Source organism: Pontibacter sp. BAB1700 (assembly GCF_000277005.1).
GTDB lineage: Bacteria > Bacteroidota > Bacteroidia > Cytophagales > Hymenobacteraceae > Pontibacter > Pontibacter lucknowensis.
Window position 1 is genome coordinate 1 of record NZ_AKIS01000172.1, and the last position, 14,913, is coordinate 14,913.

Consider the following 14,913-nt stretch of genomic DNA (forward strand, 5'->3'; position numbering starts at 1 on the left):
CTGGATCGAGAAAATGCAAAGCGGCTATAGCACAGGCGCTGACCTGGTGATCGGCTACTCACCCTACAAAAAATTGGGCGGTTTTCTCAATCATCTTATCAGATATGAAACCTTACTGACCGCAATTCAGTATCTGTCTCATGCAAACAAAGGACACGCTTACATGGGCGTTGGCCGAAACTTATCGTATACTAAGTCATGTTTCTTTAGGAACAAGGGGTTTGCATCTCATATCAAGACTACTGGCGGCGACGATGATCTTTTTGTCAGAGATGCCGTCAACAATAGTAAAGCAAGCATTGTTATCAGCAAGGAAGGGCAAACAATCAGTATTCCCAAAAAGACGTTTCGGGAATGGCTGATACAAAAAAGAAGGCACATGGCCGCCGGCAGGCAGTACAATGCGGCAGACAAAGGAAGGATAGGAACTTTTATTTCATCCAATATTCTTTTTTACACGCTAGTAATTATTCTTCTTGTTCTAAATAGCCATTTGACTATATTGGCTGCGCTCATTGGGATTCGCTATCTGATAGTGTTCCCGATCTACGTAAGCGTAGCTCGCAGACTTGACGAAGAGGTATCTTTGCCGTTGTTGCCGCTGCTCGATATTGCCTATTTTTTTAGTTACCTGCTCCTTGGGGTATCCGTAGTATTGAACAAACGAATCAGATGGAAGTAAACAAACAATTCTCCGCAAAAGCGAAACACGATTTCAAACTGATACAGGCGGCTGTTGAAGAAAACGATGAGAAAGCTTATGCTGAGTTGATGAGCATCTATAAGAAGCCGGTATATCACGTGGTACTCAAAATGGTTCGCAACGCCGACGATGCGGAGGACCTGACCATAGAGGCTTTTGCCAAAGCTTTTCGCAACCTGCATAAGTTTAACCCGGAGTATGCCTTCAGTACCTGGCTGTTCCGTATCGCCACCAACAACTGCATCGACTTTATCCGTAAGAACCGCATCAAGACGATGAGCATCGACTCAGCGATCAAGATCGACAACGGCGACGAGATCACGATCGATTTCAAAGATAAGAACCTCAACCCGCAGGAAGAGGCCATTAAGAACCAGAAAATCGAGATCATGCAGTACGTGGTGGCCAAACTGCCCGAAAAGTACCAGCGCCTCGTGACACTGCGTTACTTCAACGAACTGTCATACGAAGAGATCGCCACTGAACTGAACGCTCCACTTGGCACCGTAAAAGCCCAGCTGCACCGCGCCCGCGAGTTGCTTTATGACATGGTGAAGAATAAGAAGCACTTGATCTAATTGTTTATTGTTTTTCAGCACAATCGTGTTGTGATCCAACAATTAACAATCATAAAATATTGATTACGTTTTTAGAGCTCCTGTTGCTTTGTGCGGCAGGGGCTTTATTTTTAGGCTGATTCCGTACATATTTCCTATTTTTGCGATGCCTGAGGCGAATGCAGGGCAAAAAAGAATAGAAGCTATACCTTGCCATAACAGACGATGCGTAACCTGAGCGAAGCCATACTGGAACGAATGGGTCGTTTTCATCTATACCTGCGATACAGGGGAAGGGGTGAGCAAGAACTACATCGCAAGTACGAAGGCCAATACCGTAACGCCGGTCTGGTGCTGCTCTTTGATCTCTTTATGGCCCTGGCCGTAGTGGTAGTTGTAGCCGTATTGGCAGGTATAGTATACCTTGTAGCGGGTTAGAAAGCGAATGAGCTGTATGATTAACTCTCAGCTTTTGAACTCTTAAACTCTCAAATTCCTAAACTCTTAAACTCAACCATGTCTATTTCCATCCGCATCCTTTTGTCAGGTTATTTTCCGGAGCTTACCGAAGATCAGCTCGAAAAATATGAGCGCATGGCCGAGCTGTACCGGGAGTGGAATGAGAAGATCAATGTGATCTCGCGCAAAGACATGGAGCACATCGGGGAGCACCATATCCTGCACTCGTTAGGTATAGCCAAGGTGATACAGTTTCCGGCGCAGGCACATGTGCTGGACGTAGGCACCGGCGGCGGACTGCCCGGACTGCCGTTGGCGGTCATGTTTCCGGAAGTGAAGTTCCACCTTGTAGATTCGATTGGTAAGAAGATACACGTGGTACAGGAGATAGCCCGCGAACTGCATTTGCAAAACGTAACCGCTACCCATACCCGCGCCGAGCAGGTACGCGAGAAATTCGATTTTGTGGTGAGTCGCGCCGTCACCCGTCTGGCCAACTTCTACCCCTGGGTGATGAACAGCTTCAAGAAAGAGGCTATACCTCATAAAGGCATTTATTACCTCAAAGGCGGCGACCTGGAGGAAGAAATAGCCGAATCAGGCCTGATCACGAAGGTATACGACCTGAAGGATTACTTCACAGAGGAGTTTTTCGAAACGAAGAAGGTTGTGGTTGTGCCAATGCCGTAGCGGCTACTCTCCCTCTAGCAGGAATTTCACAGCTCTTGCCTCTGAGTAGTAAATATCATTCCTGAAATCCTCTGCAAAGCCCACGTGGCCGCCTCCTTCAGGTGTCTCCAAGTACAAGTATGGGTTTTCGTCTGCCTCTTCAAATGGGAAGCAGGACTTTGTGAGGAACGGATCGTTCTGAGCATTTACCAGTAGCGTTGGTACCTGTATATTTCTCAGAAACTGCTTGCTGCTGGAGCGTTTGTAGTAATCCTCAGCATTTTTGAATCCATGGAGTGGTGCCGTATACTTGTCGTCAAACTCGGGGAAGGACCAGAACAAACTGTAGTTGCTGAGATCAAGGGCATCCGGGTACATTTCCTTTTTCTGTTCCAGTTTCTGCCCCAGAGACTTTAAGAAACGTTGGGTATAGATCTTGGAGATGCGCTTTGCAGAGCTCTTGAGATCGATAGGCACCGAAAAGACGGATGCCCGCTTTACTTCAGATGGCACTTGTGCCGGATCTTCGCCCAGGTACTTGAGACTGATGTTGCCTCCAGCACTAAAACCGATCAGGTATACGGTTTCGTAATTGCCCATATTTAAGGCATGCCGCACCACAAAGTCAAGATCGTCGGAAGCACCTAAATGATAGGAGCGGAGTAGCTTATTAGGCTCGCCACTACAGCTGCGGTAGTTCCAGGCGAGCGCATCCACTCCGCATTCATTCAGCGCCTTTACCATGCCCATAATGTAAGGCCGGTGTGAGTCGCCTTCCAGCCCATGCGAGAGCACAGCCAGCGACCGGGATTTAACCCGTGACCAATCCGCATCTATAAAGTCATCGTCAGGGGTGATAAGTCGTTCGCGGAGGTAAGTCACTCCTTCCACTTGCCTGAACAAGCTGGGCACAATGGTTTGGATGTGCCCGTTGAAGAGGTAGAATGGGGGTTTATGCTGTGACGGTAAGATTGGCATTAAGTATATGGGTATTTTGTAATCTGTACGAAAACGCTAAAATTACAGCCTTTCTATATGTAGCGCCATATAAGCGATCCGTTTTTACGTATTCTTTACTATAAAACCAACAGAACATAAGACGATGAAGTTTAATAAAAATATAAAAACATGGCTACTGGTCTGCCTGCTGGCGGGCTTCGTGATGGCTTGTTCTTCCGAAACGAGGCATAGCGCCAATCGGGAAGTAGAGGAGTTTTCGGCATGGGTAGATGAAAACAGTACCCGCGCTGAAACAGCCACTGAAGAAGAGTGGAATGAAATGGAAGCAGAGTATAACCGCAGGGCCACCGAAATAGAAAAGCGTAGCGCCGACTGGGACGATCAAACCAAGGCGGAATGGGAAAAGGTGCAAACCCAATGGCAGGAAACAGTGGGCCGATCTGAAACACGTTTCAGAGCATCAGAGGTCGAGCCAGAGTTTGATACAGAGCGGGGAGACACTATACAATAGACTACTATATATAGAAACGATATACAGTTATATGCATTGCTTTGAATATTTATATTCTTTGTGTTGCACAGCCCGTATAAGGCTATAGAAACAACGATAATTATAAAATGAATATAAAATCGAATCTCAAAACACTAGGTATGGCGCTAACAGTTAGTGCATTTACCTTTGCTTGCAACTCTGAAACACGCACTGAAACGAACAGTGAAATTGATGAAGCACAGGTGGAAATGAATGAAACCGGTGTGGAAACTGAGCGTGAGTACAACGACATGGCCGTGTGGGTAGATGAAAACTCAACACGTGCAGAAGATGCCTCTGAGGAGGAATGGCGTGAAATGAGAGCTGAGTATAGCAGACGCGAAGCTGAGCTTGATGCCAGAAGCGAAACCTGGGACGATGAAGCCAAGAGAGAGTGGGAAGAAGTGAAAGCCAGTTGGAAGCGTACCGAAGACAAAGTGCAGAAGCGCCTTGGCGACGTGGACGTTGATGTAGACGTGGATAGAAATAATAACTAAGCTGAGTTTAGTTAAAGAGCAAGCCTGGGGCTGCAGCGTATAGCTGTGGACTCAGGCTTTTTTATTTATTGGGGGCCACGGGTTGCCTTCCTGTAGTGAACTAAAGCGACTGTCGTGCATATAGGATGCTATGAGCGCCATGCCTTCTATGATCACTGGGTTATGGAGGTGTAACAAAGTTTCTTGCTAGCGTAGCAGGTATAGCCAGTTCTTCAGGATCGGGTTTGCCTGGTGATGGCGCGGTCTGTTCGTCTTCTTTGTTACGGGAGCAAGAGAAAAAAAGAGGTCAGCAGAAAGAAACGCAGGGATGCCATGGTTTTCAGGCGAATAAAGTGTAATTTTGAAGCATCTTAATTTAGGTAGTTGAGCTGAATTATTCCCGGTACAGGGATAAATACCCTACCAGACTTTTTTTATAGCGAGGAGGTTTTGGAATTTAATTTCTAAGATTATATCTTTGCAAACTCATTTAGGATACGCAACGAAATTTTAATTAGTATAAAATAACATGGCTAATCACAAGTCGGCATTAAAGAGAATCAGATCTAACGACGCGAAACGTCTTCGTAACAGATATCAGGCGAAAACTACTCGTACTTTCATCAAAAGGCTGAAAGGCACTACTGACCAGGCCGAGGCGCAAGAACTGTACAAGACAGTTTCTTCTATGCTTGACCGTCTGGCAAAGAAAAACATCATCCACAAAAACAAAGCTGCTAACAACAAGTCAAAACTGGCTAAGTTCGTTAACGGCCTGGCTGCAGCCTAAGTTTTTGCTGGAATACCAGTCTTTAAGCCTTACACATCCGTGTAAGGCTTTTTGTGTTTTCTAAGAACGCTGTTTGGAGGTTAGTTTTTACCTTCAGGCAGCGTTTTTTAATGAATGTATTTTCGTCTTAGTGAGTTGAGTAATGGGGTCGGGTAGGGGGTACTGTAGCTTTCGCCAGGGTATTGCTGCTATTATCATGTCTAAGATATAAGCCCTGCAGTGACGTAATACTGGTGCGCATCAAAAACTAGCTCGCACGCTGGCTATGAAATAAATCAGTTTGCTATACCTCAACTGCCGACGTTATACATAGGCCAGAGGCCCCACCATACCCGTCACGAGCGAGGACGCTCGCGCCATGCCAACTAGCCCTGTCGGCTTGGTGAAAACTGTTCCAGGTAAACCTACCCTGCCAAACACCACTCCCTAAAAACAAAAAATCCTGAAGTTGATGCCAACCTCAGGATTCTGAAAATGAAATCTTACTCCTACTAAGCTATACTCAACTTGATCATGTTAGTACGCTTCTGCTCGTATATCGGCATACTCGCCGTGTTGATGAATACGTCTCCCTTGTTGAGGTAACCAGCCTTCAGGAGCATCTGCTTGATATCCTCAATGGTGGCGTCAGTCGACTCGAACTTGTCGTAGTAGAAGCCACGAACCCCCCACACCAGGTTTAGCGTGTTCAGCAGGCGCTCATTCTCTGTGAAGATGAAAATATCAGCTCTGGTGCGGTACTTAGCCAGCTGGAAAGCTGTGTAACCAGACTTGGTCATGCCGATGACGGCACGTGCGTTCGTGTCGCGGGCAAGGTTACAGGCATTGGCTACAAGGCTGTCGTTGTAAAAAGTCTCGGAGTGCGGGTTCAATATGTAGGTCTTGTTGAAGATCTCAGCCTGGCGCTCCACCTCACTGATCGTTAAGTTCATAGAGCGAATCGTCTCAACCGGATAAGCACCAACTGCTGTCTCAGCACTCAGCATCAGCGTGTCGGCTCCGTCGATCACGGCGTTGGCTACGTCGTTCGTCTCGGCGCGGGTCGGCTTCGGATTTACGATCATACTTTCCATCATCTGGGTGGCAATGATCACGGGCTTGGCTGACTTGTTGCACTTCTCCACAATCATCTTCTGCAGCATCGGAACACGCTCCATACCTGTTTCCACACCCAGGTCACCGCGGGCTACCATCAGGGCGTCAGATTCGGCAATGATCGCATCAATATTTTTAATCGCCTCAGGCTTCTCAATTTTAGCAATTACGCGGGTATCCTTTCCTCGCTCCTGAATAATGCGCTTGATCTCCAGCACATCTTCTACGCGTCGCACAAACGAGAGGGCAACCCACTCTACATCGTGGTCGAGGCCGAAATGCAGGTCGCGCAGGTCTTTTTCGGTCAGCGAAGGGCTGAAACAGAAGAGTCCGGCAGGTTGATGCCTTTGCGAGGTTTTACTACGCCACCATATTTCACATCCGCTTCCACCAGGCAGTCTTTGTCAGTGGTGATTACTTTCAACTCGAGTTTGCCATCGTCGAGCAGGATGGTGTCGCCAGGGTTTACGTCTTTGGCCAGCGCGGTATAGCTTGTGCCAAGGTGCTCATGGTTGCTAATGGAACCGTCGCAGCGTAGTACAATGCGCTGCCCTTCTTTTATCTCTACGCCACCGTTTTCCACCTCACCAATGCGGATCTTAGGGCCCTGTAAGTCCTGTACGATGCAGATGTTGGTGTTGAAGCGACGGTTGATTTCGCGGATATGCTGTATTACCTGTAAGTGTTCTTCGTGTTCGCCGTGCGAAAAGTTGAGGCGGAAAGCATCTACGCCCTCCTGCACAAGTGCCAACAGGCGCTCAAAGGTATTGCTGGCAGGGCCAACAGTGGCCAGTACTTTTGTCTTGTTGAAGAGTATCTTCATAAATCAGAATAATAAGTGTTCCTTGTACTTAAGTGTAAGTGGATCAAATTGTTTCGTGTACTGAATAATGGGGAGGTTGTGAAGCCTCCGTAGCAGCTCCTGGGGGTGAAGGTAGTGCTGCAGCGCACCTGATATTTGCAGAATATAGTCATACTCTTTCACATCAGGCAGCATAAAAGGCTTTTTAGTGGTAAGGGTGCCCAGCGCTTTGTTACGGAAAAGGCGTACAGTGCTATGGGTGTCATTGTGCTCAAAATGAGAGATGTACATTTTGTGCCTGTCTGTCATTTCGTAGCATAAGTCCGGCTGTCGGGTGAGATTAAGACCCAAAAGGCGATTAAGCGACCAGGCCATCTTGTAATCGCGGCACGAGGCAACCACGCCGAAAAGGGCGAAGCTAAAATCATACTCAATGTCCAGGTGCAATGTTTTCATGGGCTAACAATCAGCGTAATTGCAAATTTATAAACATGAAAGTCTAAAACGACCTTTAAGGCAAAAACTTTTATCACTTACCGAATACCACAATTTTTTTTGACATTGTCTGCCTAATTACATTTCTTTGCACAGTGTTTTAATAAACTATAAGAAAAAATGTCAGAAATCGCAGAAAAAGTAAAGGCTATCATCATCGATAAGCTTGGTGTTGAAGAGTCAGAAGTTACTCCAGAGGCTAGCTTCACAAACGACCTTGGCGCTGATTCATTGGATACAGTAGAGCTTATCATGGAATTCGAGAAAGAATTCAACGTTTCTATTCCAGATGACCAGGCTGAAAACATCGCCACTGTAGGTCAGGCTATCAGCTACCTGGAAGAGCACGCAAAGTAATATAACCCCGATTACCTTATTGTATTAAGTAATTTTTACTATCTATCCTCTACTAACAGCTTATGGAGCTTAAGAGAGTTGTAGTTACAGGGCTTGGCGCACTCACCCCACTTGGAAACAACGTTGCAGAATACTGGAACGGACTGGCCAATGGTGTGAGTGGAGCTGCGCCTATTACACGCTTTGATGCGAGTAAGTTTAAGACCCAGTTTGCCTGTGAAGTAAAAGGATATGTTCCTGAAAATTACTTCGACCGTAAGGAAGCGCGTAAGATGGACCTGTTCTCTCAGTTCGCCATGGTGGTGGCTGACGAGGCGGTTCAGGACGCGAACCTGGTGGAAGGGAACTATAACCCCGACCGCGTAGGTGTGATCTGGGGATCTGGTATTGGCGGTCTGCGCACCTTCCAGGAGGAGTGCGTAAACTTCGCCAACGGTGACGGTACCCCGCGATTCAACCCATTCTTCATCCCGAAGATGATCGCCGACATCAGTGCCGGTCACATTTCCATTAAGTACGGCTTCCGTGGACCTAACTTCGTAACGGTTTCTGCCTGTGCATCTGCTACCAATGCTATCATTGACTCTTTCAACTATATCCGTTTGGGTATGGCTGACGTGGTGGTAACAGGTGGCTCAGAGGCGGCTGTAACCGAAGCAGGTATAGGAGGTTTCAACGCCCTGAAAGCCTTTCAGAGCGTAACGACTCTCCGGAAACAGCCTCCCGTCCATTCGACAAAGACCGCGATGGTTTTGTGTTGGGTGAAGGTGCGGGGGCTCTTATACTGGAAGAGTACGAACATGCCAAAGCCCGTGGCGCCAAAATCTATGCCGAGGTGATCGGTGGCGGTATGTCTGCAGACGCGTATCACATTACAGCTCCGCATCCGGATGGATTGGGCGCGCTGAACGTGATGAAGAACGTGCTGCGCGATGCCAACATCAAGCCAGAGGAGGTAGACTACATCAACGTACATGGTACATCCACACCGCTTGGAGACATCAGCGAAGTGAAAGCCATTGAAACTGTGTTTGGTGACCACGCCTATAAGCTCAATATCAGCTCTACCAAATCCATGACAGGTCACCTGTTGGGCGCGGCTGGTGCTATTGAGGCGATCGCGGCTATCATGTCTATCAAGAACAGCCTGGTGCCACCTACCATCAACCACTTTACGGATGATGAAAGCTTCGACAACCGTCTGAACTTTACCTTTAACAAAGCGCAGGAGCGTGAAGTGAGGGTAGCGCTCAGCAACACGTTCGGCTTCGGTGGACACAATACTTCCGTTTTATTCCGTCAATTTATCGACTAAGTGTTTGGTCCTATAAAACCGGTACGGCGCTTCTATCACAGCCTATTTACCAAGGATAGAGAGTTAGTGCGCGCCATCTCCGGGATTATTGGCAGCACGCCGGATAACATACGCCTGTACAAACTGGCGCTCACACACACGTCCTTTGCGCGGCAGAACCTGGCTAGCAAGCACGATACGAATGAGCGACTGGAGTTTTTGGGCGATGCGGTACTCGGAACGGTAGTGGCAGAACTGCTATTCAAGAAATTTCCTTACGAAGACGAAGGCTTTATGACAGAGATGCGCTCACGGATTGTCAACCGTGAGTCACTCAATCATATTGCCATCAAAATTGGGTTGAACCTGCTCGTGAAAGTAGACACTTCAAGTGGGCAGACTTCACGTCATAAATCAGTACACGGCAATGCGCTGGAGGCACTGGTAGGCGCCATATACCTGGACAAGGGCTATAGTACGACCCGTCAGTTTATATTGGGGAAACTCATTAAACCACATGTAGACCTGCACAAACTGGTCAACACTACCTCCAACTTCAAGAGTAAGCTCATCGAGTGGGCGCAAAGCCAGAATGCTGATATCCGGTTTGAGATCGTCAACCGCAAAAACCAGGGCAATACGACTGAGTTTACATGCGAGATCTTCCTTAATGACAAACCGGTAGCCGTGGGCGTAGGGCTCTCCAAAAAGAAAGCTGACCAGGCTGCTGCCGAAAAGGCGTTGGAAGTCCTCAATATCAGCTGAGGCTGGTTTCTATCAGTGAAAATATCGGGGCAGCCAATTAATGCGATCATTTTAGCCCCTCCTTCTCTAACCCGGCTTTCACTTTAACTCTGTTGCTCAAACAGAAACTGCCCATCTTCGCATCATTCCCAGTTCTGGGCTTCTGATATTTGTTCCAGCACTGTGCCATACCTATACCTGAACTGGCTCTACAGGCCACAGGCTATACCTGTTCAGAGTATAACGGTTCTTTATTTGGCTGCCAAAGCTTAACTTGCTTCCGTATTGTTGCGTTAGAGAACACACTATGGAAGAAACTAGACTGATACTGGCTGGGGCTGCCCTTAATCAGACCCCACTCGACTGGGAAGCCAACCTCCTTAATATACGATCAGCTATTATCGAAGCAAGCACCCGAAACGTGGATATCCTGCTGCTGCCCGAGCTTTGCATTACTGGTTACGGCTGTGAGGATATGTTCCTGCACCCCTGGTTTGCTGAAGAAACATTCGAAAAGCTGCTCCAGGTAAAAGAGTGGTGCGATAACATGACCGTGTGCCTGGGTGTGCATGTGATCATCGGGCAGGATGTTTTCAACACAGCCTGCGTTATCAAAAACAAAGAGATCCTGGGCTTTACGGCTAAGCAGTTTCTGGCCCGCGATGGCATACACTACGAGCCGCGCTGGTTTACGCCATGGCCGGCAAACGTGGTCGAAGAATTTGAAATGAAGGGGAAGCGCTACCCGATTGGCGACATCGTGTACGAAGAGAAAGGCGTGAAATACGCCTTTGAAATATGCGAGGATGCCTGGCGAACTAACCGCCCCGCCGAGCGCCACATGCCGAAGGGTGTGCAACTGATCCTGAACCCAAGCGCGAGTCATTTTGCCCTGAGCAAGACTGACCTGCGTCACCGCCTTGTAGTAGAAGCCTCTCAAAAATATCAATGTGCCTACCTGTATGCCAACCTGCTAGGCAACGAGTCAGGCCGTGTGATTTTTGATGGGGAGGTGCTCATAGCCCAAAACGGTAAGTTGATTCGACGCAACGAGCTGCTATGCTTCAAAGACGTGGACCTGGAATGCGCAGAGGTATGCTTCGGGCCTAACCCGGAAATAACTGAAACGATCGAGTACCTGCCACCCATTGATGAGAATGCCGAACTGATTGCTGCATTGAGCCTAGCGCTGTTTGACTACATGCGCAAGAGTCGCAGTCGGGGCTTTGTGCTGTCGCTGAGCGGCGGTGCTGACTCGTCGTGCTGTGCGGTGGCCGTGGCCGAAATGGTGCGCCGGGGTGTTGACAGTCTGGGAGTGACTGGTTTTGTTACCAAAGCCCGCATGTTCTCGCTGCAGGATGCCGAGTATTTTGAATCACTGCCACAGGAGCATGTAGTAAAAGAGCTGGTAGGACGTATGCTTACCTGTGCGTATCAGGGCACCGTCAATTCCTCTGATGCCACCTATACCAGTGCCAAGGAACTGGCGGAGTCGATCGGGGCAGTGTTTTACGACTGGACCATCGATGATGAAGTGCGCGGCTATACCTCCAAAATAGAAGGTGCCCTGAAGCGGGAGCTGACCTGGGAGCAGGATGATGTGACCTTGCAGAACATACAGGCACGGGTGCGTGCCCCTGCCATCTGGATGCTGGCGAATATTAAAAACGCCTTGCTACTGGCAACCTCCAACCGAAGCGAAGCCGCGGTAGGCTACGCTACCATGGATGGCGACACGGCCGGTAGTATCTCCCCAATCGCAGGTATAGACAAAGCTTTTATCCGTCAGTTCCTGATCTGGATGCAGGAGGAACTCGGCTACCTCGGACTGGACTATGTGAATAACCTGCAGCCTACGGCCGAACTGCGCCCTTCGTCTGAGAATCAGACGGATGAAAAGGACCTGATGCCATACGAAATCCTGAACATGATCGAGCGCCTGGCCTGGTACGACCGTCTGTCACCACAGCAGGTAATCGATCAACTAGAGAAAGAGAAGGTAGCGCCAGTAAAATCAATCAAGGGATATGTGCACAAGTTCTATACCTTGTGGTCACGCAATCAGTGGAAACGTGAGCGCTACGCCCCAGGCTTCCACCTTGATGACTACAACCTGGACCCTCGCAGCTGGCTGCGCTATCCGATCCTGAGCGGCGGCTTTAGGGAGGAGCTTGGCAAATTGAAATAGGTCGGACATTAACATCAATACAAGGCATCATCTTATACCTGAAAGACCGGGGTGGGATGATGCCTTCTCCTTTTGTGGCTATACCTGTGGATAAATATCCCTGTACCTGTCTGGTGCCGGTTTTTTAGCATTGCGAATTATTGTAACTTTGGCAGAACCATACCTTTGTATATGAGCATTCTGAACTATATCACATGGGATGTAAGTCCTTCAATCTTTTCTATCGGCTCCTTTGAAGTGCGCTGGTACGGACTCCTGTTCGCACTGGCTTTTGTGTTCGGACAACGCATCCTGACCAAAATCTATGTAGCTGAGGGCCGCACAGAAGGCGATGTGGACGTGATCACCCTTTACATGATCATTGGCACCGTAGTCGGTGCACGCCTGGGCCATACCCTGTTTTACCAGCCTGAGTATTACCTGAGCAACCCGATCGAGATCCTGAAGATATGGGAAGGCGGATTGGCCAGTCATGGCGCAACCATCGGTATTTTGCTGGCCCTGTGGCTATTCAGTCGCAAGCACAATTTCGATTACATGTGGGTTTTGGATCGGATCGTGATCGTAGTGGCGCTAGGTGGCGCACTTATCCGACTGGGTAACCTGATGAACTCTGAGATTTTTGGTCGTCCAACGGATCTGCCGTGGGGCTTTATTTTTGTGCGTCAGAGCGAATACTCGCATGTACCACGCCACCCTACGCAGCTTTACGAGTCGTTCAGCGTATTCCTGCTGTTTGTGCTTCTCTACTGGCTCTGGAAGAAATACAAAGAGGCCCTTCCGAAAGGTTTGCTGTTCGGTATTTTCGTAACGGCCCTTTTCACTTTCCGCTTCCTGGTAGAGTTTCTGAAAGAAGTACAGGTAGAAAAAGAGGCGACGATGGTGCTGAACATCGGGCAGCAATTGAGCATCCCGCTGATCATTATCGGTCTGTTCATACTTTTCAGAGTATGGCGTAACCCGAAACCTGCCTTACCTGGCGGGAAGCCAGCAAGAGAAGCAGTCCGCAAATAAGTTTTATTCAAGATACCAAAACGGCCAGCAGCGATGCTGGCCGTTTTGTTTTACAAGTATATAGCGGCTTAGTTAAGGCTATACCTGAACAAGCCCCCGTCTTCACTGGTAATAACCAGCGTGCTTTCGTTTTCAAATGCTACAGCCTCAGTTTGCCCGGCTTCCTTGATGCTCACTTTCTGATAGTCTCCTTCATAAAATGCACCTGGATTGCTGACGTTGCGGAAGATGTGCAGTCCTCCTTCGCTTACGAGTGCCACGGTACTGCCATCAGCGCTGCTGGCTGCGCCGGTCACAGGCACACCAAGCTTGTGACTGCCCAGCAGTCTGGCTTTGTACTGCCCGCCGCTGTCAGGAAGCTCGTATACCTTAGCTGTTTGTTTTCTACCTCTGTCCTTTGATACCAGGTATAGCCTGCCGCCTTGCCAGAAAATAGCTTCCACATCGTAGTTCATGTCTTTTTTTGATGGCGGGAAATCCTTCTGGTCCTCGTAGGTGAAGCGAATGGCCTCAATCTGATCAGGCTTGTCGAGCTGTAGCTTGTAGATGGCCAGTTCCTTTCGCTTGTTATTGTTGTTGCCTGTGTCGGCTATGTAGATATTTCCTTCGCTGTCACGAGCCAGATCCTCCCAGTCCACATTAGGTAAATTCAACTTAATGGTCTCAACTAGCTTACCTTTCTGATCAACAACATAGAGGTGTGGCTTGTTACCCGCGTCATTGTGTGTGATGTAGGCACTTCGCTCAGGTATAAATTCAACACCGGAGCTTTCACTAACTGGAGAAGGGAGTCTGGCCAGTCTGACCAGTTTGCCGGCAGTAGCTGAGGCATCCGTGGCTTTGTCACCTGGTCGTCCTAAAAAGTAAAACAGGGCCACCATAGCAGGTATAAAAAAGGCAAGTATTTTCAACATGAGCTTCATAGGGTTCTTTAAAAAGATAAGTAGCGCTTTGATATAACGGAAAGCAAAAGCCTGTGGTTGCGTACAAGTTGGAAATACCTGTTTTTAAGACGGATTCATGCTGATCAAAGAAAGAGATGGAAATAAAAAAGATAAAGGAAACCTGCCTGTATGTAACCGATCTGGAGCGCAGCCGCCAGTTTTATAACGGTAAGCTGGGGCTGGCTGTGATCGGAGAGGTGAAAGACCGTCATATATTTTTCAGAGCAGGAGAGTCGGTATTACTCTGCTTTCTGCCAGAGGCATCAAAGCTCGGTGGTACATTGCCTCCACACTTCGGATCTGGTCAGTTGCACCTGGCTTTCGAGGTAAGCCGGGGAGAATATGAAAGCTGGAAAAGCAAAATTAAGGATGCAGGTATAGCAATAGAGCAAGAGTATGACTGGGGGCGTGGTTACCTTTCGTTCTACTTCCGAGATCCCGACCAGCACCTGCTCGAAGTGGTGATGGAAGGGATGTGGGAAAAGAACTAGCAGTAGTATACTCTCTAGTCATAACACTCAATTAATTGCGCACGAGTTGCTCTTGCTCTTTGATTTTCTCCGCATGCAAGCCTGCAGGATATGGTGTTTCTCTTTGGACTGTCTTCATGCCAAACGGTAGTCGGAGCCAGTTTAAAGGCATGATCAGATACTTGATTAGCAGAAAGCAAATGATAAAAGTGCTTAAGCTGATAACTGAAAACTTGAGACCGATGCTCCAGTCTGCTTGCAGCAGGTAATATCCCAATGCCACAATGACGGTCTGGTGCAGTATATAGAACGGGTATACCATCTCATTAGCTTGTGCCAGAAACTTATGTTTCAAGTTAAGGTG

Annotated in this window: 17 protein-coding genes and 3 pseudogenes; 14 read left to right on the plus strand and 6 right to left on the minus strand. The window is 48.2% G+C overall.

Annotation, left to right across the window (positions count from 1 at the left end; genetic code table 11):
* The 4 genes and pseudogenes from O71_RS24405 to rsmG all read left to right on the plus strand — a co-directional run.
* A pseudogene (locus tag O71_RS24405) lies at window positions 1–682 on the plus strand (glycosyl transferase family 2); the annotation flags it as partial.
* On the plus strand, window positions 673–1,281 hold the full coding sequence (locus tag O71_RS17960) for an RNA polymerase sigma factor (protein WP_007659731.1): 609 nt from the start codon (window positions 673–675) through the stop codon (window positions 1,279–1,281). The pseudogene O71_RS24405 and the gene O71_RS17960, both read left to right, overlap by 10 nt.
* A gap of 204 nt (window positions 1,282–1,485) precedes the next feature.
* Entirely contained in the window at window positions 1,486–1,698 is a 213-nt protein-coding gene (locus O71_RS17965; protein WP_007659733.1) for a hypothetical protein, read from the plus strand.
* Window positions 1,699–1,776: 78 nt separating this feature from the next.
* Window positions 1,777–2,409 (plus strand): 16S rRNA (guanine(527)-N(7))-methyltransferase RsmG, encoded by a 633-nt coding sequence (rsmG, locus tag O71_RS17970; protein WP_007659735.1) that lies wholly within the window; start codon window positions 1,777–1,779, stop codon window positions 2,407–2,409.
* Between the two features lie 3 nt (window positions 2,410–2,412).
* Here the strand turns inward: rsmG and O71_RS17975 are convergent, their stop codons facing one another.
* The gene (locus tag O71_RS17975) at window positions 2,413–3,366 is read right to left on the minus strand and encodes a YheT family hydrolase (RefSeq protein WP_007659737.1); all 954 of its coding nucleotides are present in this window, start codon (window positions 3,364–3,366) and stop codon (window positions 2,413–2,415) included.
* A 124-nt stretch (window positions 3,367–3,490) separates the two neighbouring features.
* Between O71_RS17975 and O71_RS17980 the strand changes: the two genes are divergently transcribed.
* From O71_RS17980 to rpsT, 3 genes are all read left to right on the plus strand, one after another.
* Window positions 3,491–3,859 carry a hypothetical protein gene (locus O71_RS17980; protein WP_007659738.1) on the plus strand — a complete coding sequence of 123 codons (369 nt, stop codon included), beginning with the start codon at window positions 3,491–3,493 and terminating at the stop codon, window positions 3,857–3,859.
* Between the two features lie 140 nt (window positions 3,860–3,999).
* Entirely contained in the window at window positions 4,000–4,377 is a 378-nt protein-coding gene (locus O71_RS17985) for a hypothetical protein (RefSeq protein WP_237717895.1), read from the plus strand.
* Between the two features lie 508 nt (window positions 4,378–4,885).
* Entirely contained in the window at window positions 4,886–5,146 is a 261-nt protein-coding gene (gene rpsT, locus O71_RS17990) for a 30S ribosomal protein S20 (protein ID WP_007659742.1), read from the plus strand.
* 491 nt (window positions 5,147–5,637) lie between these two features.
* Here rpsT and pyk read toward each other — a convergent pair whose 3' ends face one another.
* Genes pyk through O71_RS18000 form a run of 3 tightly spaced genes read right to left on the minus strand, consistent with a single transcriptional unit; the run spans window position 5,638 to window position 7,499 of the window.
* On the minus strand, window positions 5,638–6,639 hold the full coding sequence (gene pyk, locus O71_RS17995; RefSeq protein WP_369750988.1) for a pyruvate kinase: 1,002 nt from the start codon (window positions 6,637–6,639) through the stop codon (window positions 5,638–5,640).
* Window positions 6,546–7,064, minus strand: coding sequence for a pyruvate kinase (locus tag O71_RS27520; RefSeq protein WP_369750987.1), 519 nt, complete (start codon window positions 7,062–7,064; stop codon window positions 6,546–6,548). Before O71_RS27520 ends, pyk begins: the two co-directional genes overlap by 94 nt.
* Window positions 7,065–7,067: 3 nt before the next feature.
* Window positions 7,068–7,499 carry an IPExxxVDY family protein gene (locus O71_RS18000; protein WP_007659743.1) on the minus strand — a complete coding sequence of 144 codons (432 nt, stop codon included), beginning with the start codon at window positions 7,497–7,499 and terminating at the stop codon, window positions 7,068–7,070.
* A gap of 159 nt (window positions 7,500–7,658) precedes the next feature.
* Between O71_RS18000 and O71_RS18005 the strand changes: the two genes are divergently transcribed.
* The 6 genes and pseudogenes from O71_RS18005 (at window position 7,659) to lgt (ending at window position 13,135) form a co-directional block, all read left to right on the plus strand.
* A complete protein-coding gene (locus tag O71_RS18005) occupies window positions 7,659–7,895 on the plus strand; it encodes an acyl carrier protein (protein ID WP_007659745.1) in 237 nt (78 codons plus the stop codon).
* Between the two features lie 62 nt (window positions 7,896–7,957).
* A pseudogene (locus O71_RS27525) lies at window positions 7,958–8,640 on the plus strand (beta-ketoacyl synthase N-terminal-like domain-containing protein); the annotation flags it as partial.
* A gap of 12 nt (window positions 8,641–8,652) precedes the next feature.
* Complete coding sequence (locus O71_RS27530; RefSeq protein ID WP_369750989.1) at window positions 8,653–9,210, plus strand: 3-oxoacyl-ACP synthase; 558 nt, start codon at window positions 8,653–8,655, stop codon at window positions 9,208–9,210.
* Between the two features lie 66 nt (window positions 9,211–9,276).
* Window positions 9,277–9,954, plus strand: coding sequence for a ribonuclease III (rnc, locus tag O71_RS18015; protein WP_155800996.1), 678 nt, complete (start codon window positions 9,277–9,279; stop codon window positions 9,952–9,954).
* A 286-nt stretch (window positions 9,955–10,240) separates the two neighbouring features.
* A complete protein-coding gene (nadE, locus tag O71_RS18020) occupies window positions 10,241–12,121 on the plus strand; it encodes an NAD(+) synthase (protein ID WP_007659750.1) in 1,881 nt (626 codons plus the stop codon).
* Between the two features lie 171 nt (window positions 12,122–12,292).
* Window positions 12,293–13,135, plus strand: a complete 843-nt coding sequence (lgt, locus tag O71_RS18025) for a prolipoprotein diacylglyceryl transferase (RefSeq protein ID WP_007659751.1) — start codon at window positions 12,293–12,295, stop codon at window positions 13,133–13,135.
* A 68-nt stretch (window positions 13,136–13,203) separates the two neighbouring features.
* On the opposite strand, the gene O71_RS18030 is transcribed toward lgt, so the two are convergent.
* Window positions 13,204–14,049, minus strand: coding sequence for a hypothetical protein (locus O71_RS18030; protein WP_237717896.1), 846 nt, complete (start codon window positions 14,047–14,049; stop codon window positions 13,204–13,206).
* Between the two features lie 125 nt (window positions 14,050–14,174).
* Between O71_RS18030 and O71_RS18035 the strand changes: the two genes are divergently transcribed.
* Window positions 14,175–14,570 (plus strand): VOC family protein, encoded by a 396-nt coding sequence (locus O71_RS18035; protein WP_007659754.1) that lies wholly within the window; start codon window positions 14,175–14,177, stop codon window positions 14,568–14,570.
* A gap of 31 nt (window positions 14,571–14,601) precedes the next feature.
* Here O71_RS18035 and O71_RS18040 read toward each other — a convergent pair.
* Window positions 14,602–14,913 (minus strand): annotated as a pseudogene (locus O71_RS18040) (hypothetical protein); the annotation flags it as partial.